25 protein-coding genes and 1 tRNA gene are annotated in these 23,407 nt (G+C 59.7%); 12 read left to right on the top strand and 14 right to left on the bottom strand.

Features of this window, described 5'->3' with window-relative positions; genetic code table 11:
• Nucleotides 1-24: 24 nt before the first annotated feature.
• The gene (locus AC0L28_RS17165) at nt 25-273 is read right to left on the bottom strand and encodes a hypothetical protein (RefSeq protein ID WP_023799195.1); all 249 of its coding nucleotides are present in this window, start codon (nt 271-273) and stop codon (nt 25-27) included.
• 153 nt (nt 274-426) lie between these two features.
• Between AC0L28_RS17165 and AC0L28_RS17160 the strand changes: the two genes are divergently transcribed.
• The gene (locus tag AC0L28_RS17160; protein ID WP_473478941.1) at nt 427-1,053 is read left to right on the top strand and encodes an ankyrin repeat domain-containing protein; all 627 of its coding nucleotides are present in this window, start codon (nt 427-429) and stop codon (nt 1,051-1,053) included.
• Between the two features lie 25 nt (nt 1,054-1,078).
• Nucleotides 1,079-1,591, top strand: a complete 513-nt coding sequence (locus AC0L28_RS17155) for a YHS domain-containing (seleno)protein (protein ID WP_023799193.1) — start codon at nt 1,079-1,081, stop codon at nt 1,589-1,591.
• Nucleotides 1,592-1,638: 47 nt separating this feature from the next.
• Here AC0L28_RS17155 and AC0L28_RS17150 read toward each other — a convergent pair whose 3' ends face one another.
• Both AC0L28_RS17150 and AC0L28_RS17145 read right to left on the bottom strand, forming a co-directional pair.
• Nucleotides 1,639-3,849 carry an adenylate/guanylate cyclase domain-containing protein gene (locus tag AC0L28_RS17150; protein ID WP_473478939.1) on the bottom strand — a complete coding sequence of 737 codons (2,211 nt, stop codon included), beginning with the start codon at nt 3,847-3,849 and terminating at the stop codon, nt 1,639-1,641.
• A 932-nt stretch (nt 3,850-4,781) separates the two neighbouring features.
• Entirely contained in the window at nt 4,782-4,922 is a 141-nt protein-coding gene (locus AC0L28_RS17145; protein ID WP_287173815.1) for an NADPH-dependent FMN reductase family protein, read from the bottom strand.
• A 440-nt stretch (nt 4,923-5,362) separates the two neighbouring features.
• On the opposite strand from AC0L28_RS17145, the gene AC0L28_RS17140 reads away from it, so the two are divergent.
• On the top strand, nt 5,363-6,397 hold the full coding sequence (locus AC0L28_RS17140) for an adenylate/guanylate cyclase domain-containing protein (protein WP_473478936.1): 1,035 nt from the start codon (nt 5,363-5,365) through the stop codon (nt 6,395-6,397).
• A gap of 1,512 nt (nt 6,398-7,909) precedes the next feature.
• Here the strand turns inward: AC0L28_RS17140 and AC0L28_RS17135 are convergent.
• Together AC0L28_RS17135 and AC0L28_RS17130 are read right to left on the bottom strand one after the other, a co-directional pair.
• On the bottom strand, nt 7,910-8,437 hold the full coding sequence (locus AC0L28_RS17135; protein WP_473478934.1) for a hypothetical protein: 528 nt from the start codon (nt 8,435-8,437) through the stop codon (nt 7,910-7,912).
• A gap of 175 nt (nt 8,438-8,612) precedes the next feature.
• Nucleotides 8,613-9,056 (bottom strand): terminase small subunit, encoded by a 444-nt coding sequence (locus AC0L28_RS17130; protein ID WP_473478932.1) that lies wholly within the window; start codon nt 9,054-9,056, stop codon nt 8,613-8,615.
• Between the two features lie 242 nt (nt 9,057-9,298).
• On the opposite strand from AC0L28_RS17130, the gene AC0L28_RS17125 reads away from it, so the two are divergent.
• Nucleotides 9,299-9,781 carry a DUF992 domain-containing protein gene (locus AC0L28_RS17125; RefSeq protein ID WP_023804016.1) on the top strand — a complete coding sequence of 161 codons (483 nt, stop codon included), beginning with the start codon at nt 9,299-9,301 and terminating at the stop codon, nt 9,779-9,781.
• A 436-nt stretch (nt 9,782-10,217) separates the two neighbouring features.
• Here AC0L28_RS17125 and AC0L28_RS17120 read toward each other — a convergent pair whose 3' ends face one another.
• The 3 genes from AC0L28_RS17120 to AC0L28_RS17110 form a co-directional block, all read right to left on the bottom strand.
• Nucleotides 10,218-11,027, bottom strand: coding sequence for an AAA family ATPase (locus AC0L28_RS17120; protein ID WP_473478930.1), 810 nt, complete (start codon nt 11,025-11,027; stop codon nt 10,218-10,220).
• Nucleotides 11,028-11,081: 54 nt separating this feature from the next.
• Nucleotides 11,082-11,552, bottom strand: coding sequence for a hypothetical protein (locus AC0L28_RS17115; RefSeq protein ID WP_287173807.1), 471 nt, complete (start codon nt 11,550-11,552; stop codon nt 11,082-11,084).
• A 209-nt stretch (nt 11,553-11,761) separates the two neighbouring features.
• Entirely contained in the window at nt 11,762-12,310 is a 549-nt protein-coding gene (locus AC0L28_RS17110; RefSeq protein WP_473478927.1) for an inorganic diphosphatase, read from the bottom strand.
• Between the two features lie 889 nt (nt 12,311-13,199).
• Here AC0L28_RS17110 and AC0L28_RS17105 point away from each other — a divergent pair.
• A complete protein-coding gene (locus tag AC0L28_RS17105; RefSeq protein WP_473478925.1) occupies nt 13,200-13,640 on the top strand; it encodes a hypothetical protein in 441 nt (146 codons plus the stop codon).
• Between the two features lie 434 nt (nt 13,641-14,074).
• Here AC0L28_RS17105 and AC0L28_RS17100 read toward each other — a convergent pair whose 3' ends face one another.
• Nucleotides 14,075-14,416: a hypothetical protein gene (locus AC0L28_RS17100; protein WP_287260468.1), complete on the bottom strand. Its 342-nt coding sequence runs from the start codon at nt 14,414-14,416 to the stop codon at nt 14,075-14,077.
• Between the two features lie 256 nt (nt 14,417-14,672).
• Here AC0L28_RS17100 and AC0L28_RS17095 point away from each other — a divergent pair, with 256 nt between their 5' ends.
• The 4 genes from AC0L28_RS17095 (at nt 14,673) to AC0L28_RS17080 (ending at nt 16,933) form a co-directional block, all read left to right on the top strand.
• Complete coding sequence (locus AC0L28_RS17095) at nt 14,673-14,864, top strand: hypothetical protein (RefSeq protein WP_023804023.1); 192 nt, start codon at nt 14,673-14,675, stop codon at nt 14,862-14,864.
• Nucleotides 14,865-15,489: 625 nt separating this feature from the next.
• Nucleotides 15,490-15,909, top strand: a complete 420-nt coding sequence (locus AC0L28_RS17090; protein ID WP_473478922.1) for a tyrosine-type recombinase/integrase — start codon at nt 15,490-15,492, stop codon at nt 15,907-15,909.
• Nucleotides 15,910-15,967: 58 nt separating this feature from the next.
• Nucleotides 15,968-16,057, top strand: a tRNA-Ser gene (locus tag AC0L28_RS17085).
• A gap of 624 nt (nt 16,058-16,681) precedes the next feature.
• The gene (locus AC0L28_RS17080; protein WP_473478920.1) at nt 16,682-16,933 is read left to right on the top strand and encodes a hypothetical protein; all 252 of its coding nucleotides are present in this window, start codon (nt 16,682-16,684) and stop codon (nt 16,931-16,933) included.
• A 155-nt stretch (nt 16,934-17,088) separates the two neighbouring features.
• Here the strand turns inward: AC0L28_RS17080 and AC0L28_RS17075 are convergent, their stop codons facing one another.
• Together AC0L28_RS17075 and AC0L28_RS17070 are read right to left on the bottom strand one after the other, a co-directional pair.
• Nucleotides 17,089-17,259 carry a hypothetical protein gene (locus tag AC0L28_RS17075; RefSeq protein WP_023798972.1) on the bottom strand — a complete coding sequence of 57 codons (171 nt, stop codon included), beginning with the start codon at nt 17,257-17,259 and terminating at the stop codon, nt 17,089-17,091.
• Between the two features lie 260 nt (nt 17,260-17,519).
• On the bottom strand, nt 17,520-17,999 hold the full coding sequence (locus AC0L28_RS17070) for a TspO/MBR family protein (RefSeq protein WP_023798973.1): 480 nt from the start codon (nt 17,997-17,999) through the stop codon (nt 17,520-17,522).
• Between the two features lie 172 nt (nt 18,000-18,171).
• Here AC0L28_RS17070 and AC0L28_RS17065 point away from each other — a divergent pair, with 172 nt between their 5' ends.
• Nucleotides 18,172-18,855: a recombinase family protein gene (locus AC0L28_RS17065; RefSeq protein WP_287173767.1), complete on the top strand. Its 684-nt coding sequence runs from the start codon at nt 18,172-18,174 to the stop codon at nt 18,853-18,855.
• 93 nt (nt 18,856-18,948) lie between these two features.
• Nucleotides 18,949-19,167, top strand: a complete 219-nt coding sequence (locus AC0L28_RS17060) for a hypothetical protein (protein ID WP_128170964.1) — start codon at nt 18,949-18,951, stop codon at nt 19,165-19,167.
• 335 nt (nt 19,168-19,502) lie between these two features.
• On the opposite strand, the gene AC0L28_RS17055 is transcribed toward AC0L28_RS17060, so the two are convergent.
• Nucleotides 19,503-20,414, bottom strand: a complete 912-nt coding sequence (locus tag AC0L28_RS17055; RefSeq protein WP_128170963.1) for a PhnA-like protein — start codon at nt 20,412-20,414, stop codon at nt 19,503-19,505.
• A gap of 96 nt (nt 20,415-20,510) precedes the next feature.
• A complete protein-coding gene (locus AC0L28_RS17050; protein WP_287231143.1) occupies nt 20,511-21,059 on the bottom strand; it encodes a sigma-70 family RNA polymerase sigma factor in 549 nt (182 codons plus the stop codon).
• 458 nt (nt 21,060-21,517) lie between these two features.
• Here AC0L28_RS17050 and AC0L28_RS17045 point away from each other — a divergent pair, with 458 nt between their 5' ends.
• Nucleotides 21,518-22,246: a Crp/Fnr family transcriptional regulator gene (locus AC0L28_RS17045; RefSeq protein ID WP_473478917.1), complete on the top strand. Its 729-nt coding sequence runs from the start codon at nt 21,518-21,520 to the stop codon at nt 22,244-22,246.
• Between the two features lie 653 nt (nt 22,247-22,899).
• Here the strand turns inward: AC0L28_RS17045 and AC0L28_RS17040 are convergent.
• On the bottom strand, nt 22,900-23,407 hold a 508-nt coding region (locus AC0L28_RS17040; RefSeq protein WP_473479161.1), incomplete at its 5' end, for a hypothetical protein.

The raw sequence follows: 23,407 nt of genomic DNA, 5'->3' as shown, positions 1-23,407 counted from the left end.
GTTACGCGATTCCGACGATCCTCGTTACTGCCTACCCCGACGACGTTGACCACGCCCGCGCCCAAGCTCGCCGTTCATCTCGATCGCGGACAGCTTCGGATCACGTATGGCACCGCGGCCCTGGCTGCGGTCCGCCTCTTTGAGGTGCCGCTCGGCCTCGACGTCATTGTTCGCCTTGAGCGCCAGGTAGGAACTGCGCTCGTGACAGCGAATGCGATTGATGATCACGTCGAGAGGGACCGGCTGACGCTCTCGCGTCGCCTTGTTGGGCACGCCGTCCGCGCGAGTTCGACTCGCGCACCCTATGGCTCCGCTGCGCCGAATGTATTAGAGTAGTCTCATACACGTCCATCCGCGGGCGAACGGCGCCCGGAGGGTTAGACGATGACGATCTCGAGGCGATTGTTGCTGCCGAGGGCCTTCCCGATGCGGGTCAGGCGTTTCCGAACCGGCCGGCTTCGGATTTTCAGTCGGGCTCTCGTCGTTACTTTCATTTCCTGGTTAGCCGCCGGTGCGGTGACTGCCGGGCCGCTTCACGACGCTGCGCGCGAGGGCGATGCCGCCAAAGTCGGCGAGCTCCTTGCACAAGGCGAGGATGTGAACAGTCGCGACGAAAGCCGCGAGACTGCACTGATCGACGCCGCGCTTGCCGGCAAGGTGGAGGTAGCGACGGTGCTGATCGAGGCCAAGGCCGACGTCGACGCCCGCAACGACCGCGGCTTCTCCGCGCTTCATGCGGCGGCGTATTCAGGAAGCCTGAAGATAGCGGAACTGCTGCTCGACCACGGGGCCGCGGTTGATTCGTTGAGCACGCACAAGATCACCCCGCTGCACGTAGCGGCCGAAGAGAACCAGGTGGCCGTCGCCGACCTGTTGATCGCGCGTGGTGCACAGGTCGAGGCAATCCAGGAGTACGGGTTTACACCTCTCAGCCGGGCGACGTTCTTTCAGAGTGCGCAGGTGATGGTTCTGCTCAAGCAGCGCGGGGCGAAATGCCAACCCAAGGAAAAATTGGGGGCGGCGCTCAAGGATTGCATGGCCGCGGGAAACTGACCTCACGAAGTTACTGGAGAGAAACATGACACAAAACCGTTCCAGAGCGTTTGACAGTTTGCTTTGCGCAGGAGTGGCAGCCGCGTCCCTCCTGCTCCTTGGCACTGGCGCATCCTACGCCGTCGATGGAGTGAACACTGGATACTTCGGCAACGTCGCCATACTGGGCTACGATCCGGTGGCGTATTTCACCGACGGTCGTGCGACCATGGGTTCGCCCGAGATCTCGAAGAAGTGGCTCGGGGCGACGTGGTATTTCGCCAGCGTCGAACATCGCGATGCCTTCGCTTCCGAGCCGGTGCGCTATGCCCCTCAGTTTGGCGGCTTCTGCACGCTGAATGCGGCATTCAAGGGGGCATCCGCGAACATTGACCCGGAAGCCTGGCGCATTGTGAACGGCAAGCTCTTCCTTTTCTCTGGGAAGGAGGGCCTGGAGGAAGACTTCGATGCCGACCCCGCCGCTGTCCTTGCGAAGGCCGACGCCGAATGGCCTGCGGTCGAAGCGAAGGAATTCGAGGCGAGAGCGGCCGGCAACTGACTCGGCTCAGGCGCGATGTCGCGGTCGCTCGAGTCGAACCGAACGTATCACTGAGACACCGAGAAATACCATACCGTGACGGAGTCCGGCCAGACATACTCGTCCTGCGTTTCGCGGTTCCCCTGGGGATTGCGATAGAGCGGGCCGCAGAACTTGCGGCCGAGCAACGTCGCTACGGATTGCGTGCAGAAGAGGTCGCCCTCCAGCGTGGACGTACCGGTGATGATGCTGCCCTGCGAGCTCAGGGCGAAATCTCCGTTTGCGCTCAGCTCCATGACGAACGGTGCGCCATTGTTTTGACGTCCGGTCCAGGTTCGATCGCCCGTCAAGGCTCGCACGGCCTCGGCGTCCAGGCGGTCCTCCTCCTGCGCACGAAAATCGAAGGCGCGCTCCGGAAACCCGGCTAAGCGAAGAGCATCCAGCCGATGATCGAGATCCTGCTGCCGCCGGTGGTGGGCGTATACGACGCGAAAGCCGGCGAGACTCTGCGCGGGAATCTTCTTCAGGATTGCTGCAATCGCATCGCGCGCCTCGGCCATTCGGCCCAGGCGCGCATTTGCCATGGCGAGCGCCTCCAGGCCGAGGTCGCTGCGCTCTTCCGGCTGGACCTGGCTCAGCGCCTGCAGGGCCTTTTCGTATTGATGGTTCATATAGAGCACGAAGCCGTAATAGTCGTAGATCTGCGCCCGTGGCTTGGGATCGAGCTGCAGCACCCGTTCCATAGCCGCCAGTGCCTCCGGGTTCTGCCCGGCATACGTCAGCACGATCGCCAGGTTGAGCTCTGCCTCCGCGCCGTTCGGGTCGAGCGCGACGGCTTTGCGGACGGACGCGAGCGCCTCGTCGATCTCGCCGTCAAGCATCTGCAGGATGCCCAGCACGGCATAGGCTCGCGAGGACTGGGGATTGAGCTCCAGCGCTCGCCCTGCCGCTTGATAGGCGCGCTGCCGTGCGACGGCACTCAGCATCAGGCGCTGGAAATCGAAGCCGAGCACGTCCACGGTGGCTCGGGCATATCCCGAATAGGCGTCCGCGAACGCCGGATCGAGCTTGATGGCCTTTTGATACAGGGACAGAGCCTCACCGAGAGACGTGAAGTCGACCACGTACGCTTTCTGCTCGGCGCGGGTGTAGAAGTCGTACGCCTCCAGATTTCGCGTCGGCAGGCGAGCAATCTGCGCCTTCTCACCTTCCGTCAGGCGCACCGACAGAGCCTCGACGATGCGCCCGATCACTTCGTCCTGCAGCACGAAAATCTTGGAGTAGTCGCGGTCGAAGCGCTCGGCCCAGATGTTGCTTCCGGTTTTGGCGTCGATGAGCTGAACGTTGATGCGGACCGAATTTCCGTCCCGGCGAACGCTGCCCTCGACCACGTAATGGACATTCAACTGCTTCGCGATCTCGTTGATGTCGAGGGATCGATCCCCAAAGGAGAACGAGGAGTTGCGGGCAATGACGAGGAGCCCGGAGATCTTCGAGAGATCGGTGATGAGATCGTCTGTGAGCCCTTCGGCGAAATAGTCCTGGTCCGCCTTCTGGCCGAGATTGGCAAAGGGTAACACAGCAATGGAGGGCTTGCCCTCTGCGGAGATCGTCGAGCTTTGGTCCTGCAGAAGCGCGACCGCCCGCGGCCAGAGAACCACCGCGAGGCCCGCCGCCAGCACCAGGAAAAGCGCTGCAGCGCCGATCAACGGCCGCCGAGAGCGCAACTTCCTGGCACTAGGGGCTTGCTCCAACAGCACGCGATAGGCGCGCACCGGCTCGGCAATGTTTTTCAGGCGCTGTTCGCCCAGCGACTTGAAGGTCAGGCCGAGCTTGTTGCGGGCTTGATCATAGGCTGTTCCGGATATGACGACACCGCCGGGATCGCTCAGTCCTTCCAGGCGGGCCGCGATATTGACGCCGTCGCCGTAAAAATCATCCTTGTCGATGATCACGTCACCCAGGTTGATTCCGATGCGGAACACGATCCGGGCGTTCTCCGGCACGTTGAAGTTCTGCTGCGCGGCGACGCGCTGGATTTCGACGGCACAGGCTACTGCATCGACCACACTGGCGAACTCGACCAACGCGCCGTCGCCCATGAGCTTGACGACGCGGCCATGATATCCTTCGATCGACGGCTCTATGTATTCGCGGCGAAGCGCCTTGAGCCGGGTGAGCGTGCCTGTCTCGTCCAGCCCCATCAGCCGGCTGTACCCCACCACATCGGCGGCGAGGATGGCGACCAGCTTGCGTTCCAGATGTTGGTCCTGTTCCACTGCGCATGACTATAGGGAAAGCCCCATGGTAAGACCATATGCGCGGCCAAGGAGCCCGAACGTCGAATGCTGCACGTCGAGCACTAAGCTAAGTCTCTGAAAACGCTCAATGCGGGAAACCTTTGTGCTAAATCGTGCAGCACACAGGTTTTGGTGCAGCATTGCAGGGATCGCGAACGCGGATCCGGTACCGCCGATCTCGAGCAGGCCGCCGCGCGGACCGAAGGGGAGACGCGACGCCATGTAGCTTCGCAAACACGCGACCCCAGGCATGGCGCAGGCGCAGGTTGTCTGGATTGCGACGCTGGCCCACCAATTTGCTGGCATTATCGCGGGACGCGCACCCGCACCGCGCCGCATGCAGCAATGTGAAGAGGATTGCGCAATCGGCAGCGTCGCGCGGCTTCGACTGCCTTCTGCGGCATTGCTTTGTCACCGACCAGACCGTCCCAGTAGGCATGCAGCGAGACCGGTTGCAGTGCCAAACGGTGCTCCGTCAAATCCTGCCCCGGCCGACCCGGCACTAGCTCGGGCTGCGAGCCGGGGCCACGCTTACGGGTTCAGGGCGTCATTGCGCGGTCCGAAGGCAGAATGTGTCAGGAACCCGACCTTTCTGACGGCGTCCGCAAAGGTCACGAAATGGCGCAATTACGATGTCTAGGGTGATCGCCGGCAGCGTCTGCTATCGGGCAACAGCAAAGATCATCTCAATGACCGACATTAAGCGCAACGCTGTCATGTACGGGTCCGTTTGGGAGAGTCTGCTTCGGGTCAGATCGCGTCATGCGACGCTCGCAACTGAACGACCGTAGAGAGCGAAAAGTTGCCCTTGGCTCATCTGCGCGAGCAGGTCGCGCCAGACATTGCTGGCGCCTGCTTCGGCGGAGTGACCAGATCCACCTGCGGCGCAGCGCTTTGCAGTCACCTTTCCGCTAACCCGCCTTCAGGTCGAGAAGTTCCACATCGTGTTCTTCGCGCTTCCGGGCCAGTTCGAAGATCCGCTGTGCGGGCGCCGGCCCGAAACGGGAATCGCGCGTGAAACCAATGATGACCGCGATTTTCAGCTTGGACATGTTGCTACCTCATGCTCCCGATCACGGAAGTCTACGAAAGGAACGTAGGGAGAAGCAGAAGTCGGCAAGATCGTTTTGTAGACAGTGATGGGCTCAAAGGCCGTATGATAGGAGCTTGGCGATTGCCCCTCGGAAGCCTATCTGTCGTTTGAATGACGCCGCGAGGAATGATGCCGGCTCAACGATCCGAACTCGCTGAAGCATCGCTGTCGACTGGTCCGGTGGGGTTGGAATATCCGCCTGATCTCCAGTTGGTCCGGCGCCGACCCATTTCGCTAGTCACGACAGATGATGGCACGGCGCTCGACTGGCTGATGTCGGGGACGGCAGCATCCGCCGGACCGGCAGGGCTGCTGGACGGCGTCATCGCCCGACTGGTCGCGGCAGGCCAGCCGATCGAGCGGGCAACGCTCAACATGTCGACGCTGCATCCGCAGCTTGTGGGCATCACGGCGCACTGGCGCGGAGATCTCGGTGTCTGTGATGAGGTGGAAGTCAACGCGCATGTCCGCGAAACAACCGACTATCTGACCAGCCCCCTCAGGCCGATCATCGAGGAGGGCCGGTCAATTCGGGTGAACCCCCAGGATTCAGTGGCGCAGTCGACATACCCGATCATGCAGACCCTCGCGGAGGCCGGATACACGGACTATTGGGGCTTCGCGCTGAAGCGGGACGACCGCCAGTTTACGCTGATGACGCTTGCCACACGGCAAGCAGGGGGCTTTTCCCGCGCCACCATCGAAGCCGTCGAGGCGTTGCGCCCGGCTCTGGCGCTCAATGTCGAGATCGTCTCGCGTGGCAAGATCGCGGAGCACGTGCTCGATGCGTATCTCGGCCGACGCATTGGCAAGCGGGTCCTCGCCGGTGACATAAGGCGCGGATTTGGCGAGACCATCGAGGCGGTCATCTGGGTATCCGACATGCGCAACTTCACCGGCCTCTCGGATCGCATCGCTAGCGCCGAGATGATCCGGCTGCTGAACGCCTTTTTCGAAGGTCTCGTGGATGCGGTGCATGAACAAGGCGGTGAGGTCCTGAAATTTGTCGGTGACGGCATGCTGGCGGCCTTCCCCATTTTCGGCACGCAGTCGGCGCCGGCCGCCGCCGCTGCGGCACTCGCCGCCGCTCGGAACGGTTTGGTTGCGGTGGACAGCCTGAACGAGGCTCAGTCCGGCGAGCCGTCGCGCGACCTGTCCTGGCGGCCGCTCAGCATGGGAATTGCGCTGCATCGCGGTCCCGTATTCTTCGGCAATATCGGATCCAGGGATCGGCTCGACTTCACCGCCATTGGGCGCACTGTCAATCTGGCGGCGCGGATCGAACCGCTATCGAAAACGACCGGGCGGCGCTTGCTCCTGTCCGACAGGGTTGCTGAATTGATCGAAGAGCCCGTCGAGGAACTGGGCGACTTCCCCATCCGCGGCATCCCTGACCCTGTGAGCCTGTTCACCGTACCGGAACACGGACTCTGACGCCGCTGGTTGAAGCGACGCATTGGAACTCCAAACCTCGCGTCAGCCGGGTTCGGCGGTCGCAATGCGCAACATGGTCGCCAAACGCCGCGAAGCTGCAAACACAATCGGCAAGCGTGTCGGTCGGGCGCACCTCATAAGGGCCCCAACAAGCCACCCCTACCCCCGCCACCGACAAAACCCGGCGGGGCGAGGCCCGCGGGCGCCTACGATGGCGCTTTGCATGTGTGTTCCTACCCGCGCAGGTGTGGCCTTAAGTCGCAAACTATTGGCTTCAGTAAGCAGGGCCTCGGGCTTCATTGACGCTGCGACCAACACCATATGGTTATCCATAGCCCTCCAAAACGAGAGAAGCTCGCTCCGGCGCGGTCGCACTGCGGCCGTCAGCCGGCAATGGCTATGAACTAGGAAACTATCATGCCTGATAATATCAGACTAACTTCGAGAGACGTCCCCCTCATTCAGCTAGGCCTCTATCAGTGCCGCTTTCCGGTGAGCGAAGACCGGTCAGTACCCGGCGGTCACCGCTTTTGTGCTGGGCCAACTTCGCCTGACCGCGTGTACTGCGATCACCACCACAGCATCGTGACCGCCGTCGAGCCTCGTCGAGCCCGTTCGGGTCTCCATTTCGCTCAACGACGCGCCGCGTAAGTTAAGCGGGCGGCAGCTCGAACTGGTAGCAAGGCTCGGCGTGATGCGCTCCACATCAGTTGGGGACATCGTCGGTTTGAACGCTAGAGGGCTACGGAGCGCGTTTAGCGAACACCTTCCCAATGTTAACGAGCGCATAGAACAACCAGCCGATGACATGCCCGAAGAAATAGATGCATAGCCCCAAATAGGTGACCATCGCCCACCGTCAACAGCGTCTCACCAGACGAAATATCCTTCGCGAATATGGGAGGCAATATATCTGAAATCCATCCAAAACGCAGACCCCAGCTGCATCCCCATTGTCCGCACATCGAGTATGCACTCGGTATCGTTACTCCGAGCCATAGCGTCGAAATTGCAATGAAATTGACCCACGAATAACGTCGGTCCCGAATGAGCCCATAGATCGAAGTCGCCTTCGCAAAGGCGAGCCCTATTGATGCCAGAATAGAAAACACAATCGAGATCAGAAGGCTCATGATCGATCCGCATGCTGCTGCAAACCCCTAAGTCACAGCTCGCGCCTTGACGAAACGTTCGGACAAGTCATCAATTTTTAGGTGACAACGAAGGGCACGTCGCAACCCACAGCTGCGCTCGATACGGGGTGAGTTTCGGAGGTAGTTATGGCCGCTTCTATTCTGCTGATGGAGTGTGGTACGGACGGCGTGCGGCGTAATGGGGGCCCACAAGCCACCCCCGCCCCGGCCTGCCGATGAACCCGGAGGGGGCAGGTGCCGTCGGCATCCGCTCGCCCCCGCCGGCGCCGGTCTCACACGCTGCCGCTCTAGGGGCAAACTCAATCAGATGGCTGTGGCCAATGGCCGAGATGGGTGGAATATTGCCGAGCGCGCGGTCTCATTGCTTGAGGCACTTGCGGCCTATTGCCATTGCCTTGAAAGTCCCCTTCAGATCGACGACAAAGGCCCCCTTGGTTTCCGGAAACACGGTCATTTTATATCTCTTAGCCACGGCGTGCTTGAATTTCGGATCGTCTGTCAAGATGTAGCCGCCAGAATATCCGCCCTTGAGTTCGCCGCTCGTGCTAGTGGCCACACCCTTAAAGAGTTGCCCGTCGATAGAGACGAAGATATCTGACGTCTTCCCGTTCTGAAGGCCGATGTCCTCCTTGGTGAACACGCCAAGATACCCGACCTCCTGATTTGCGGTAACGCCCATTTGCACCGCACTTGGCCCATCTTGGCGCACGATCAAGCAATCTCCGCGGGTTTGATTGGCATAGACGGTCCAGCCCTCGACGTCATCCCCGTATCGGACAAGCACATCGCTGGCCTTGGGAAGGGGGTTTTGATCTTGTGCGTAGGCTGCCATCGCAGACGAAAGTGCTACTGACGTTGCCGCGATGAGTGTCATGAATTTTCGCATAAATATTCCTCCCGTGTGCAGGCTGAATTGTTCTGTGGATGTGGGCACCATACCCGTCCCCGTACGTCCGGTCGGAAAATACTCTCACGGAAAGAGGTGCAATGATATTGTCCTTAGAGGAAATATCCGGGCCCTAAACGTGTGCGGCGTCGTTCGGACGGAGGTCGGTTCGGGGTCATGGGTCGTGAATTCGACCGAGGGCGAGCGAACTTCCGCAACGGGTCGAACTCGGTCGTTCAGAGTTGGGTTTTGGGACGAGAGCGGCGGGCCATGAGGGCGGTCCCGAACTGTGAAGAGGGTGTCGGTCGGGCGCGCCTGATAGGGGCCCCATTTTCCACCCCCCACCCCCGCCACCGATGATAGCCGGGAGGGGGCTGCCGGGGGTGGCGGCGGTGTGCCGGCGCGCCTCCGTGATCTCCGACCGCCTTGCAGCCTCAGCCTGAAGCTCGGCAATGCGGGCGGCCACCTTAGGCAACCTGACCATCTTCGAGGCCTCCACCTCAGCAGCATTGCCGCGCGCCCGGTAGCCAGCCTCGATATAGGCTCGAGATTGGGGGAGGCCCTCGGCGAGGCCAAGGCAGAAACGCTCCTGCCCTAGGTTCAGTTTGGCGTTGGGCATGGTGGTGTCAGGATACCGCAGTCACCTTCCTGACGCCACAGAAAGTAAACTCAATCAGCTGGCCGGCGCCATTGGCCGAGATCCATGCGGTGATGCCCTCGGGCGAGACGCCACCTGCCCCAATTGCCAGAGGCCAACAGGTTCCGGAACAAAGTGCCGGGTAATCTTCTTTTGTGTAGTATGCTGAAGGTAGCGCACACGCCTCCAGTGAAGTCTTGACCACCTCACAAGGAGCAACCACAATGCGTAAATGTCTCGCAGCCATCACTCTTGTCGCGATCGCCGCGTCCATTGTGCCCAGCGCGGCTCAAGAGGCCAACACGACGTTCGGTGTGCTCGACTGCGTTGTCGCAGCTGGCACTCGCTACATCATCGGCTCGAAAAAAGCTCTGACATGCACCTTCACGTCGGCCAACCCGAAGGTCGCACGCGAAACATACATAGGTGTCATCACGAAGTTGGGTCTGGATGTCGGCCCGACACCGAAGGCAGTGCTGCGGTGGCGGGTGCTTGCGCCAACTGGTAACGTCTATGCGCCCGGCGTGCTGGCCGGCAACTACAACGGCGTCGGGGCAGAAGCGACGGTCGTCGTGGGTGCCGGTGCCAATCTTCTGGTTGGAGGATCCAACAGGACCTATACGTTGCAGCCACTCAGTGTCCAGGTGCAGACTGGCCTGAACGTTGCAGCCGGCGTGACCAGTTTCCAACTTCGCGCCGCCAAATAGAGTGTTAGCCCTCGGCGCGCCTAGACCGCCAGCCATCACCTACGTGGTCTAGCGGTTCGGCGACAATCGGCGCGGGCACCGCATGTTGACGACCAAGGACGAAGCGCCGGCCTCGCCGACATGTCCCTGTCCGCGATAACCCGCCTCGCGATAGGCCTGCGTCGCGCTCAGGCCCTTGGCCACACCATGACAGAAATTTTCGCGGCGGTTGTTCTTGAGGACCGGCATGGCGGCAGGATAGCGCGGGATTGGCTCTTCGCCACAGGGACTCTTCCTGTCTGCGCTATTGTGCCATTGGTGCGCCATCGGGAAATACAATTGGCGCAACTCAATGCGCCATTGAATTTTCTTAGGGCACCTTCATCAATGGCGCACCCCGTTTTGCGCCAACGGTGCGCCATTACAACTAGCCAATGGCGCAGGTCCAGAGGGCTCTTCAGGTGACCTTTCCCGGTCGTTTCATATCATCGACGTGGAGCCCTTCTCGGTCCTTTCGAGTGACCAGGCTATAATACGTTTCCCTGAGAATCAGGCCGTTCTTGACCCAAGTGGCGATGATCTCGCGGCATTGTTGTTCCGTCTTCTTCGGAGCGCGCTTCTGGACCACTTTCCAAGCGGCGCGGGCCTTGGCAGCGCCGGCGTCGGAGTAGCGTTCGCCGTCCGCCATCCCGGCGTCGATATCGGTGAGGATTCGGTTCACCAGATCGTCGGTTAGCCCTTCCCACGTTTCGGGCGGGGTCCACTGCTCGATGGTCTGCACATTGTCGCCGTCGGGATAGAGGTGGTTGCCGTTGCCCAGCACTACACTGACCAGCTTGAACCACTTCGCGGCGGCGGCGGGCGGTGTAATGTTCACCTTGCCGCTGTCCATCCGGATGTAGAGCCGCCGGTCGGCAGGTGGTACCCCGAATCTCTCGGCCTCCTCGTCGCTCATTGTCGTCAGGGTATAGACAAGGCGTGCGCCGTCCTTGATGGCGCTGGCGCCGCGTCCCCGGTCGGCATTGCCGGGGTTGGCGGCGCCCTTCGCTGTGTGGTGTGGTACGTCAACGGCGATATTCATCTCGATGGCGAAGTTGGCGAGGAACTCGATCACTTGGTCCATCTGGTTGTTGTCGTTTTCGGTCAGGCCGTGCGTCTTCACGAACGGGTCAAGGCAGACGAAGTCGATCTTGTTGCGTTCGATGGTTCGGTCATGACGGCGAGGGAGAAATGCGCCGCTAGGTGTCAATCCTAATTGGAGGTTCACGCAAAGAAAAACCCGCCACCGTGAGGCAGCGGGCTATGACAGTTTTTGTCCGGTTCAGTGATGGTCGCTCCGCCCACGTTTTCTACGAGGTTGCTTCGTGATCGGATGCGCTGCAAGAACCGCCTCGTCCGCCGCGATGAGCTTGGCGACTTCATCCGCACCGATCGGCAGATAGCGGTCCTTTGCGGCTTCTCGCTTCCATTGAACGGCCAGGAGATCGGGTGCTGGAACTCGGATTTGATCGGCCACAGCCTGCCGCTTCCTGTCTACGCTGATCGTTCGTTGGTCAGAATAAGATCCAGATTTATCCTCGTCCTCTAGGACGTACATCGCGTGAATCCTTTTCGCATGCAAGTAAGCCATTTCCGCTATTGTGAGGCTGGTGACAGCATCAGCCTTGCGCCAAGGAAGGCGGCGCGCCTGACGCATGAGCTGATTGTGGTGCGTGTCGATGAGGACGGCATCGGGCAACGGATCAAGGCATTGCTGCACTTCGGCGAAACCACAGCGCCACAGACGGCGCATCGCGCATCAGCGGTTTCCCATCGCCTAATCATTTCGCCATCATATTCTTCACGGCATAAATCGCTTGGCGGCACTTGCATGATGCGGGACTTCGCTACCAGCGGTCAGTTTGCGGGTGCACTTCGCCGTTGTTGACCTGTGAAAGTGCCGCCCCCGGCGTCCAGGCAGCCTTGTGTTCTCAAGCTACATTCTTCTCATATTGGGAGCGCTCAGAGACCGGCGGCTCGCTGTTTCCGCTCGAAAGTTCTCATGGCCCGATGGATGTTCCGGAGAGCTTGGCTGGAATCGTGCCAGCCTTCGAATTCGATTTGTTTGTCGGTGCCGGACACCGACGCGAGGAAAAACTGCTCGATCTCGGATCGCAGACGATCCGGAACATTCTCGCCAAGGAGAGACTCGCTATGGGCGTCTTGCTTGTGCGGGCAAAATACAAAGCGATCGTTTCTCACGGTCTCGCCGTTCTCCGTTTGCATGACACAAAGGGCCGCCAGCAGATCGCACTTGATGACAACACCGGGAGCGCTGGTGGCCTCATGGATGACCAGGCCGTCGAGGGCGTCGCCATCGTCGCCCAATGTAGAAGGCAGAAAGCCCCAGTCGTACGGGTAGGCCAGGCCCGCTGGAAGCGGCCGCGTATATTCGAAAAGCTTCTTCTTGGGCTTGTAGGTCAACTTTGCTTCGGCGCCACGCGGTGTTTCCACGACCACCCTGATCCGACCCTTCGATGTAGTCGTATGCAGTGTCAGATAATTCGCCACGTTTGGTCCTCGCCAGTCCATGCCAATGGCTCTATTCCGATGGCGGATCGCAAATCATTCAGGAAGATTGTCGCCATCGTTCTTGTCCATTGCGCCAACAATGTTTTCTGCCGCCGTATGTTCCAAGTGCTTGGGCCTTCATTCTAGCGGCCGTCATTTGCCTCGCGATGGCGCATCAGGGCCGAACCGATCGCGCAGCTTTACCAGATCGAGCGTGTCACGGTGGTGACACGGCGCATGATGGCAGTGCGCCGTCACCGTCATCTTCGCGTCGATCAGAGATTGGAACGTCCAGCCCTTTTGCCATTCGGCCGATATGGCGCCGGTGTGGTCAGCTCGCCAAGCCTTGTCCTGGTGGACTATCCATCGAGGACCACTTATCATCACTCGCGTATCGTTCCCGTTAAATCGGGAATTTCCTATGAGGCTCTCCCTAGGGCGAACACTCAAAAGGTTCAAAAGGGTCTGGGCCGTGGGCTTCTCGCTGTTTCCCTGCTGTTTTATAAGCGGCAGGGCATTAACCGGGAACCGGCTAATTAAATTGCGCTAAGCCATTGTCCTCTATAGGGGCTTTGAACTAACTTCCCTCACGAATATGCGCGTATCGGTCGCATTACCCTAGAAATTGAAGGTAACCGCAGAGATTGCCGCGCTATAAGGCCGGTCCGTTCTGATAGCAGTGCAGTTGGCGAGAATCTCGCATAAGCGCCTCCGACAGAACTCAAGCGCCCCCGATGAAAAGCCCGCCACCTGAGGCAGCGGGCCAAAAACACGAGGCGCCGCTGAAACCCGACATCGTGTAGACGCGCCGCCGTTCATCGACGGTTCAGGCTCCTTGGCGTAAACTGGATAGCCAGCGACTGCGTCTTCCTATTCAGAGGAGTCCGCGATGAAAAGGCTCTTATTAGCACTAGCAGCCACAATCTTGGCCGTATCTTTCGCCTTGCCGGTCAACGCCGCGCCGATGTTCATGCAGAAACCCGAGCAAGCCCAGGCCAACGTGGTCGAACCCGTCAAAAAATGGAAAAAGGGGCACGGTAATCGTCACTGGCGGAATGGCCGCCACTGGAACAACCGGTACGCAAGGCGGAATGGCCGCCACTGGAACAACCGGTACGCATGGCGAAATTGCGGCTACTATGGTTCTTGTTATCCACGCCGCTACTACGGCTACCGTAACTACTATCCGCGCTACTATCGGCCGTACTATCCGGGATACTATCCGGGCTACTACCCAGGCTACTACCCTAGCTACTACCCTGGCTACTACCCTGGCTTCTATCCTGGCTACTACCCTGGCTCGGGAGTGAGCATTTATCTGTCGTTCTAGCCAGCTGGATGCCCCTGCTGAAATCGTCAAGCACGCCCCTTGCGGGGGCCCAGCTTGCGCTTGTGCAGCCCTTGCCCGATGGTAGCCGGGCTTGGGGGGCCATGCATGAAACCGGGTTCATCCGGGGAATGTCGGTCTCCATAAGTTTCTGAACGGGCCTCGCTTTCGGTCGGCGGCCAGGCACCAGCATGACATCCGTGCTAAGTGCCCCCAATTCGAAGGGAAAGATGCGACTATTTTTGGTGTTGATTTTGATGGCTCTGAGCGGCTGCGTATCCAATGTTTCCCCGGATAGTGATGGTATACCACGCCGCGCGTCCTTTGCTGGAAACCATTAGCCCGCTTAATTTGGCTGATTGCCAAAGCCTATTTGCCGGTGCCCCAGCACTTGACGAGGAAAGCGAGACAAGCGGCAGCGCATAGAACGCGGAAAGCTAGCTTTCATCCCAGAAGTCCTGCAGCGAAGCGTGGCGAAGGTCGTCCTCGCCCCTGAGGTGCTTCACGCGGGCTTTAATTCCCGCCTTGACCCACTGCGTTGCCGGCCGCTTTGGCATGTCCTTTGGCGGTGGCCCGGCATGTTCCTGGACCCGTTTCCATAGCCGCTCGCGCATCTCGCGATTGACGCTCACGAACGCACTGCCGACATATTTCCGGGTGCCTGGCTCGGCCATCAGGGCGAATGCGGGCTTGCCCCGCTCGCGTTCGACGCGAAGAAGCTCGAACTCGCTTTCGGTGGTCTGATCGCGATTGCTCGCTTCTTGAAATGGTGGTGGCACAAGCCCCAGGAACCCGGCGAATAATCGATATCTCCGCAGGCGCTGGAGGGCTGCTTGACGGGTCAAAATAGCCCGCGCCTCAAGTGCCCGCCCGCAACCCCTGCGCCATATGCGATGCAGTCATTTCGCGAAAAAATGAACGGCCTTCCTGCCTGCTCTGCTGACAGTTCCCCGTCTGCCATGCTACCATGCACGAGGATAATTCCTGTCGCACCGATAGAGTTCGTAAGCTGTGTGACGGAGTGATAGGTGAACGATGAAAAAGGAAAAGCCTTTCGTTCCCATCGAGTTTCACATAAGCACGGTCGCGGACGACAAGGGCCCTTTCGGCATTCTCTCTGTTCGCACAACAGGTGGCCGCTTGGAGATTGCGCTAGACAGCGAGGCAACGGTCGCGCTTCTCGACGCAGTAGCTCGACTTCAGGCGAAGATAGATGAGCGTCGCTAGCGTTTATCAGGGATTGGAAGGTCCACGCCACGCATCCCACGTAAGGGGATCTCGTTCGCATTCGGCGCGGTCGGCGGGGTTGAACGGACGCCCTTTCCAGTCTCGGTAAGTCACTCTCTCGCGGTCTCGTTGAGCCGCTCTCTCGTGAGACATGTCGAGCAGTTGCCTGATAGACACATAAGTTTCTCTCCGTTGTCCGATGGCACGCTGCCAACCGGATGTTTCCGTAGGAACGGAACGTGAGCATTTTACGAAATTAGCAAATGATGCATGTAGCGGCATATAGTTCGGTAGTGTGCTGAGAGTTCTGCAAATTCGCTGAGAGGGGGCGGTCATGGCAGGCTGGTGATGTTCAACGTCACCTGATTCCCGCGAAGGAACGCCACCATGACCAAGACTGAAAGTAAGACCGCCATCTTGCTTGAAACGCTCCGACCGACGCGCATGTTTATCCCGGTTCTGCTCGCTGTGACGTGCGGATTGCGACGCGGCGAGATCCTGGCGTTGCGCTGGCACCATCTCGAACTAGGCGATAACCGCCGGCAGGTATCCCGTCGTGGAGAGTGCCGAACAGACTACAGAGGGTGTCCGCTACAAGGAGCCGAAGTCCGGCAGGGCGCGGACCGTGGCGCTGTCGGCCAGCGTCGTTGCCGAACTGAAAGCGCATCGCATTCGGCAAGCAGAGGAACAGCTCCGGTTGGGGCTGCGGCCGGACGGTGACAGCTTCGTAGTCGCCCAGGTCGACGGCTCGCCTTTGCAGCCAAGGTCGCTTACGCATGAGTGGGTGCGCGTCTTGGGCAAGACAGCCCTGCCCCGCATCCGCTTTCATGACCTTCGGCACACCCACGCCACGCAGATGCTATCGGCCGGGGTTCATCCAAAGGTCGCCAGCGAACGCTTGGGCCACTCGACGATCGGGATTACCTTGGATCTGTATTCCCATGTCATGCCGGGGATGCAGGCCGATGCCGCCGAGCAAGTTGACGCCGCGCTGCAGGCAGCTATAAGCGACGGGCGAAAAGCCAAAGCGTTGCAAAGTGCGTAGCAAACAGCCCTTTGAGCAAACCGCAGAGAGGCAGAAAACGATTTAAAGTCAATTACTTGGAGGGATGGCCGAGCGGTTTAAGGCACCGGTCTTGAAAACCGGCGTGGGTGCAAGCCCACCGTGGGTTCGAATCCCACTCCCTCCGCCAACGCACCTTGCCCCAACATTCTCTACCTCGGTTCGATGGCGCACGAACCGCGCAGAACCGCGGGGCTTTTCACTTTAAGCTGGCAACCGCGCTGCCGGCCTCCCGGGCTGAATGGCCGTGCTCTGGCTCAACATTCTCCGAAGCTCTCAACTCCGCAGTTTTGGTTCTCAGTCTTCAATTCAAACAATTTCAACTATTTGCAGTGCGCCAGCAGCCTGATGGTTGGGTGAACTCTCACTAGGCGAATGCATCTAAAAAACTTCCTCGCGACCGCAGCTGAATGACCGTTTCGCCGCCCAAGAGCGGTCATCGCCGAACCACTATTCAGACGTCGCGTTTGGGACGCAAGTTGTCGGTCCGCTTTCGGGCTAAGAGAACGGAAAGCTGCCTTCCCCAGTCGGCCCAACACCGTGAACTTGCTGAGCGCCGGCGAACGTGTGGCTTTCCTGTTTTGTCCTCACCGCAGTGTCGAGCGCCGACTGTGCTCGTTAAGCCGATCGAACAGGTGCATGAGATCCGCCGCATCATCCTTCGCGCTCCGGATCCTGCAAGCTTGGTTAAGACTCCTGCCGGCTCACCACCAGCAAACCTTCCCGTCACCCTCCGGGACGCGGACCGGGCCGAATGAGCCCCGATATCGAAGCTCCTCAGGAAAACCGGCCACTGAGCTCCAGGGTGGAGGCGCTGGCCGGCTTCGGGCTTAGCACGGCCGACATCGCCTGCGTGCTCGCCACAGACGAGCAGGACCTCAAGGCGACCTACGCCCATGAGCTCGAGAGCGGCGCCATCAAGGCCAACGCACGGGCGCCGAAAGCCTCTACCGCAAGGCGACCGGTGAAGGTCGGGAGGCCGTCACTGCAGCAATTTTCTGGCTGAAGACCAGGGCGCGCTGGAAGGAGACCTCTATCCATGAGCTAGAGGGAAAACTGGACACGTCAGTGACCTTCGTGACCACCTACGAAGATATGAAGCTCCTGTAGGTGGCACGCCCGGCTCGTCGGACGGCTGGTCAGCTCATTTCCCAGCTCGGATCATTTTTCGTCGGCGAGGGTATTCTCAATGGCAGCGATATTGAGCTCAAGCATGGCCACTCGTTGAATCGTGCTGGCGCTCGGTAATGTGTTCTGCTCGGCGGCGGCGAGAAGTAGATCGCGCTGCTCGTCCTTGAGACGTTTTGAGAGTGTTGTCAGTTTTTCGTTCATGGTAAAATCCCAATGACCCAGAGTGGCCTATAGGACACCGGCTAACCATGCTCAAGACCGCGCGTCAGCAGACCTGAACGGAGCGCAGGTTATTCCCCGGTAGGCCACACATGAGTTGCTGATGTGCGCCGCCTACCAGGCACCCGATGCCGATGACGACGAAGACGATCAGGATACCTTGCTCACTAAGGCCTGAACTTCAAGAAACCACTCCAAGCCCTCTTCAGTGTAAGGTGGTCGTCGCACATTCCAAAGTAGCGTCAGTTGAGACGATCGATTTCCCAGTTCAATGCTGCCGCGAAGCTGACCCACAACAGGTAAGGCCAAAGTAGCATCGAGGCCGTCGGATCGATCTGCCAGAACGCCAGGATGGTCAGGACGATCGCAAGCCAGAGAAGCGTGATGACCACGAGGCCACCTCGCGGGCTGTGGAATGAAAAGAACACCCACGACCAGGCCGCGTTGAGCGTGATCTGAATTAGAAAGATCGCCACCGCAAAGCTGATCCAGTCGGCGTTAGCTTTCAGCACGCGATAGAAAGCATAGGCCATCATCAGGTACAGCGTCGTCCACACCGGGGCAAATACCCAATTCGGTGGGTTGAAAGAGGGTTTGATCAGGTGGGCGTACCATGTCGGTACGTTGGGAATGGTAGCGAGATTGCCGGCAATTGCCGCCGCCGCGACCGGCACGATAGCCGCCAGAATGAGAAGAAGCGTGCTCGTCCCCGGATTGATCATGATGCCTCTTGTGTTGAACAGAGACGCAGTAACGCTGGAGGGGTCGGCGAAGTTTCACCGCCGCAGTCGCAAACCCATATGTTGCGCGGCGACAAAGCCTACCCGGCTAAGACCAGAAAGAACTTGCCTAGATGGGGCCGGCTGCAGTTTGAACACCCCGGGGATTAGCAACATGCCGCGCGCGGTCGCCTACTATCGAGTCTCGACACAGCGGCAAGGACGTTCTGGGTTGGGCATCGAGGCCCAGCGCGTCGCGGTCGCCCGCTTTGCCGAGGCCGAGGGAATGATCATCCTCCAGGAGTTCACCGAGATCGAAACCGGAAAGGGCGCGGATGCACTTGATCGACGTCCGCAACTGACCGCTGCCCTCGCCCTTGCCCGGCAGGTCAAATGCCCAGTCGTTGTGGCGAAGCTTGACCGCCTGTCGCGCGATGTTGCCTTCATTGCCGGCCTGATGGTTCAGCGGGTCCCGTTTATCGTCGCCGAACTTGGCGCCGATGCCGATCCATTCATGCTGCACCTTTACGCCGCGTTGGCAGAGAAAGAACGGCGGTTGATCTCGGAACGGACCAAGCCCGCCCTCGCCTCTCGCAAGACCACTGGAATGAAGCTCGGCAATCCGACCAACACAGCGGAAGCTGCAGCGAGAGGTCGGAAGATCTCGATCCGGGAGGCTGACAGATTTGCCCAAACCGTGCTGCCGATCATCGCCTCCATCCAGCAGTCCGGCATCACTAGCCTACGTGGACTGGCAATCGCTCTAAACAACCGCGGCGTTCGCACAGCGCGCAATGGCCAATGGCAGGTGTCGAACGTGCGCAACGTTCTCGCGCGGCAAGCCCCTACTCTTTTATAAGCGGGAAATACCCACCGGCGCGGCCGGAACAAACGGGATCGACGCCGGTTAACTACTATCGAAGGGACCGCAACCGCAAAGGACGCGGGAAAAATGTTTGAATTTTATCGCCTCGAAGTGGCCAAGGCCAGACAGGGTGTAAAACGAGCCGAGAACTCTCTGAAGCGCGCGAATGAGTTGCTGGACGAGGACGGTGGCGTCGCCCTGAATCTCGCGTTGTGCGGCCGAATAAGGGCCGAGCAAAGGCGCGTGATCGATGCCAGAGAGCGACTGACGAAGATCGATCCGAACAGCACGGATAACGTGGGCTGAGCCTTTCGGCCCGTTGGGAAGGCATGATCCCCGTCGGCGCACCATCCCGATTTCTACAATGGGGCGATGACGGCGAAGAATTGCCCGGCGGTGTCCGGCGCTATAATCAGCGATCGCTAAATTGGGACGGAGCAGCCGTAAAGCAGAAAAGCGTCCGTTTTTGGGCCGGGGCCAACCATGGGAGGCCAACATGCTCCCTGTTCTGATAAGGCCCGGGCCGGCCCGACGCGCGCCGGCACCGTAGGTTCTGGAGCACTATTGCTGGTCGAGGTAAGTCGGCGTAACCCTTGCCGCAGTTCGCCTGCCGAAAGGGACTTTGTCCGGGGCGGTGAGAGTCATGTCAAACCGTGCCGCGTGGGTATGAGGCGGTCTGCAAAGACTGGGTGAACCACCCCGGAACGGCCACCAAACCAGCCCGCAATCGCGCCAAGCACAAGGGAAGCGAATGCCAGGAGTGCGCCGGACGATACGACCGAAGCAGCGATATCTGCGGCTTCCGCCGCTTGTTGCTTCGCCTGCTCGACGGCTTGGTGATATTGTTGTTCCATCTGCGTCACCTGCTGCGTGGCTTGTTCGAGAGGGATGCCGCGCGCCGTCGCCAGTGCTTGTGCCGCGTTTTGACGCGCTGCGTTCGCATCCGCCTCGTTGCCCATGATGAGAGCGCGCATCGCGTTAATGGCCGCATTGTTAAGGGCTTCTGGATCTGTTCCGGTCGAGCGCACCTGAGCTTCAATAGCTTCGAGAGGATTGGCCTCTGCGACGATCGGGGCCGCAGTCTGCGCAACAGTCTCGCTCAAGCCGCCGACGGCACGTGCGATGCCATTGAAAGCTCCGCCAACAATCATGCCAACGGTGCTGGTGAGGAAATATAAGACCAGCAAGGTTGTGAGTGCCCACGTTGTCAGACCATGGAAGGCGCCCGTGGTCGGGAGCGTCTTGCCGGACATCCGAGCAGCGATGTAGCCGCCAACAAACGCAGCAACAATGCCGGACAGGACATACCAGATACCGGCTACAATCGAGAAGGTCGATGCTTCGGGATTGTCACCGGTCCCGGGATCGAGCGTGGCGATGCCGATACCCGCACCCAGCAAAGTCAGCAGGACTTGGACCACGAGAGCGACGACCACCCCGGCGAAAATGGCGCCCCAGCTAACTTTGTTCAGCAAGATCGTGTGAGCGTCATCACTGGCGGTCGTGTAAGCCAAGTTTTCGTCCTGGCGGGAGTGGGGAAATGCGTCGCTCATCAGTTTTATCCTTAATTATTGCGGCGAGTTACTGGGGGACCAGCGCTGCGAATGATTTGCCTCGGCTTGCTGGTGACTGCATCGAAAGGGTCACTCCTAAACGCGCGCCTCGTCGAACTGGAGGGCGGCGGCGGAGATGGCCGAGGTGGTTACGGCATCGCCCGAACCCTTTTCGCCAAACGTTCCTAGGAGCCGGTGGCGCGCGCGGCTCAAGCGGCTCTTGATCGTTCCGATGGCGCAGCCGCATATGCTTGCCGCATCGTCGTAACTGGTCCCGAGAACGCCTATCAAAACAACAACCTGGCGCTGATCGTCGGGCAAAGCTTCGATGGCCCGCGCCATCTCCTGGCTGCGTAGCGACCATTCCTGGCTCGCCGCGATCGCGGGCCGGCTCGAAGCGCAATCGAGCAGACCGGGTCCCTCGCGATTCGCCATTTTGATGCGCGTATAGAAAGTGTTGCGCATTATGGTGAAAAGCCAGGATTTCATATTGGTCCCGGGCTGGAAGTGGTTGATGTTTGCGATACCTTTCATCAGCGTCTCCTGGACCAGGTCGTCGGCATCGTAGGCATCCCTAGAGAGCGTGCGGGCGAAGGCCCGCAAGGCAGGGATGAGGGTCACAAACTCGCTCCGCTCTGTTGGCATGTTTATCTCCGAGTTCGAATAAGCTTGGTCGGTCTGATAAGCCCACGCTAACCCGTCGAAAGAAGGTCGGTTCCACATTGGCGTCGCGGTTTTGGAATTACTTACGTGCAGACTAACAAATGCTAATTTTCCGGCATCGTGCGGGTCGGGACGACAGCTTCGAATCTTATTGGCGGTCGTCTTCGCGAGCGAGACGACACGCCCTCATCAAGCATTTAGCTGTCCGTGAGGGTTACCTCTGTTCCGCACATTCGGACCTGATGGGCGCGGCGCGTGGGACGAAACGGAGCCCCGGACCGACAAAGGGGATTGGCCAGCAAACCGCAATCGCTTAAAAAGGGGTTGGTCTGATCATCGGTGTTTCCTCGCCCGATGAGCGACCATAAGCACCAGAAGGAGAAGGCTGTGCCACAACGCGACCAACCACCTCCCTGGGGCGTCGGTGCCCCCGGCATATTATGACTGGCACTTTCACAGCGCTGATCCTGGCTCTCGAGCGCCGAGACCACATCAGCGAGGAAGAGAAGAGGTTATTGGAGCAGCTGCCGTTCCGAATCCGGACGTTTGCTGCTGGCGAGAAACTTGTGGTGGAGAGCTCCCGTCCAACCGAAAGCTGTCTTGTCCTGAACGGCTTTGCGGCCCGCCAGCAATACGTCTCCGAGGGCAAGCGCCAACTTACGGCAGTTCATATAGCGGGCGACTTCGTTGACCTGCACTCGATGCTGCTAAAGGTCATGGACCACAGCGTCGTGTCGCTTGGGGATTGCATCGCTGCGTTCGTGCCCCATACCAGTCTCCAAGCCATAATCGCTGCGTCGCCACATCTCGGTCGTCTGCTGTGGCTCTCTACTGTGATAGATGCCGCCATAGAGCGGAACTGGGTCACCTGCCTTGGCCGCCGGCCGTCCAATACTCACCTTGCTCACTTGATCTGCGAGCTCTACGCACGTCTGGAAACTGTGGGGCTTGTCCGTGGCCAAAGCTTCCAACTACCCGTTACGCAGTCCGACATTGCCGATATCGTTGGTTTATCAGTCGTACACGTTAACCGGATGATCCAGGAGTTGCGCGCATCTGGGCTGATCAGATGGGATCGCAAAATGGTGACCGTTCTCGATATCGATCGCCTTCACGAGTTGGCGGATTTTGACCCGACTTACTTGAACTTGATACGAGAGCCTCGGTAATGGTGAGTGCAGTTTTCGCCACGACCACTAGATCGATTGCTTTTAGCTTCGCATAGCTGAACATGATCTATGAGCGGCTTCCGCAACATGTGACCAGGCGCTGCCGATCGCCGAGAAGCCGATGGGCCGACGCACCGCAGTGGTTGCGGACACACGCTTGGGAGACCCCGGAGGAACTGTAGTCCGGCGTTGCGCCTACAAACGTTCTCGCCGCCGCTCTGCGATTCTTGTTGTGGATGGCGGTGGCGGCGATGGCCGCGTGCCCCACGGCCACGGTAATCTGATTTAGTTCGTCAACAATGTCGCCCGCGCGAATGGCTGGAAACCAACGCCTATCTGCCGGTCCGGGCGATCGACGAGGAAAGCGAGACGGACGGCAGCGCGTAGGCGGGGCGCGACCCGTATGCAGAAGACCCGCCGCTACATTTGCGAAGCGACGGGCCTCCACCCCACCCCATACCTGACCAGGCAAGTACGGTGCCAGACTTATTGACTCATTGCGGGGCACCTTAGGGCTTCTACACAGCGGAATTACCGATTCATGCATCCAGTCATCGCCTTGGGGCGGCTTGGCGACCAAGGTAGGCATCATTGGCGGAATGAACTCAAGCCGGCCGAGTCCGGCACACACTGGTTTACGCACGGGGCCACAATCACAGAGCCAGGCTGTCACCCCTTACGCCCTGCTCCGCAATTTCAAAATGACCCACTACCGCAGCTTCTGGACTCTCGCCCGGAATGGCGTCATTCTCTCTTCGGGGAGAGCGGGCGTGGGCAAAGGCCTCCGCAGGGCGGGTGGCGCGGCTTCGCAAAGCGCACATGATTTCGTCACGAGAGATGCCGATGTCGCCAAGGACGCCATCGGGTAAACGGCTCAACTGGTCCGTTGCCGATAACAGAGCCTTTCGCTCGGCGTGCGTGCCCGCACGGCGGGCGGTGGCTGGCCCCGGGCCACGCATATAATAAAGCTCCGGCCGGTAGCGCCGCGCGGCGAATTTGCGAAACGCCGCAGCAAGTTTTGTGAAGGGAGCCAAGAATTTCATGACCGTTCCCTTTCCCTTCGCCTGCTTGAACACGAGCCGGCGGCCTGACGTTGCAACAAGGATATGACAGTCGAACCAGGCTCGGCTGTGGGAATTCCCACACCGGGGAAAACATTGG

This window comes from Mesorhizobium sp. WSM4847, from assembly GCF_055811335.1.
This window is presented reverse-complemented; position numbering and strand designations above follow the sequence as displayed.

What these genes read in the sequence shown, in the direction of transcription:
- AC0L28_RS17070 (WP_023798973.1), bottom strand. Translation starts at nt 17,999, where the DNA reads ATGATCAATCCGGGGACGAGCACGCTTCTTCTCATTCTGGCGGCTATC.
- AC0L28_RS17145 (WP_287173815.1), bottom strand. Translation starts at nt 4,922, where the DNA reads ATGTCCAAGCTGAAAATCGCGGTCATCATTGGTTTCACGCGCGATTCC.
- AC0L28_RS17135 (WP_473478934.1), bottom strand. Translation starts at nt 8,437, where the DNA reads ATGCGAAAATTCATGACACTCATCGCGGCAACGTCAGTAGCACTTTCG.
- AC0L28_RS17045 (WP_473478917.1), top strand. Translation starts at nt 21,518, where the DNA reads ATGACTGGCACTTTCACAGCGCTGATCCTGGCTCTCGAGCGCCGAGAC.
- AC0L28_RS17155 (WP_023799193.1), top strand. Translation starts at nt 1,079, where the DNA reads ATGACACAAAACCGTTCCAGAGCGTTTGACAGTTTGCTTTGCGCAGGA.
- AC0L28_RS17160 (WP_473478941.1), top strand. Translation starts at nt 427, where the DNA reads ATGCGGGTCAGGCGTTTCCGAACCGGCCGGCTTCGGATTTTCAGTCGG.
- AC0L28_RS17095 (WP_023804023.1), top strand. Translation starts at nt 14,673, where the DNA reads ATGAAAAAGGAAAAGCCTTTCGTTCCCATCGAGTTTCACATAAGCACG.
- AC0L28_RS17050 (WP_287231143.1), bottom strand. Translation starts at nt 21,059, where the DNA reads ATGCCAACAGAGCGGAGCGAGTTTGTGACCCTCATCCCTGCCTTGCGG.
- AC0L28_RS17125 (WP_023804016.1), top strand. Translation starts at nt 9,299, where the DNA reads ATGCGTAAATGTCTCGCAGCCATCACTCTTGTCGCGATCGCCGCGTCC.
- AC0L28_RS17080 (WP_473478920.1), top strand. Translation starts at nt 16,682, where the DNA reads ATGAGCCCCGATATCGAAGCTCCTCAGGAAAACCGGCCACTGAGCTCC.
- AC0L28_RS17055 (WP_128170963.1), bottom strand. Translation starts at nt 20,414, where the DNA reads ATGAGCGACGCATTTCCCCACTCCCGCCAGGACGAAAACTTGGCTTAC.
- AC0L28_RS17115 (WP_287173807.1), bottom strand. Translation starts at nt 11,552, where the DNA reads ATGCGCCGTCTGTGGCGCTGTGGTTTCGCCGAAGTGCAGCAATGCCTT.
- AC0L28_RS17060 (WP_128170964.1), top strand. Translation starts at nt 18,949, where the DNA reads ATGTTTGAATTTTATCGCCTCGAAGTGGCCAAGGCCAGACAGGGTGTA.
- AC0L28_RS17105 (WP_473478925.1), top strand. Translation starts at nt 13,200, where the DNA reads ATGAAAAGGCTCTTATTAGCACTAGCAGCCACAATCTTGGCCGTATCT.
- AC0L28_RS17065 (WP_287173767.1), top strand. Translation starts at nt 18,172, where the DNA reads ATGCCGCGCGCGGTCGCCTACTATCGAGTCTCGACACAGCGGCAAGGA.
- AC0L28_RS17075 (WP_023798972.1), bottom strand. Translation starts at nt 17,259, where the DNA reads ATGAACGAAAAACTGACAACACTCTCAAAACGTCTCAAGGACGAGCAG.
- AC0L28_RS17130 (WP_473478932.1), bottom strand. Translation starts at nt 9,056, where the DNA reads ATGCCCAACGCCAAACTGAACCTAGGGCAGGAGCGTTTCTGCCTTGGC.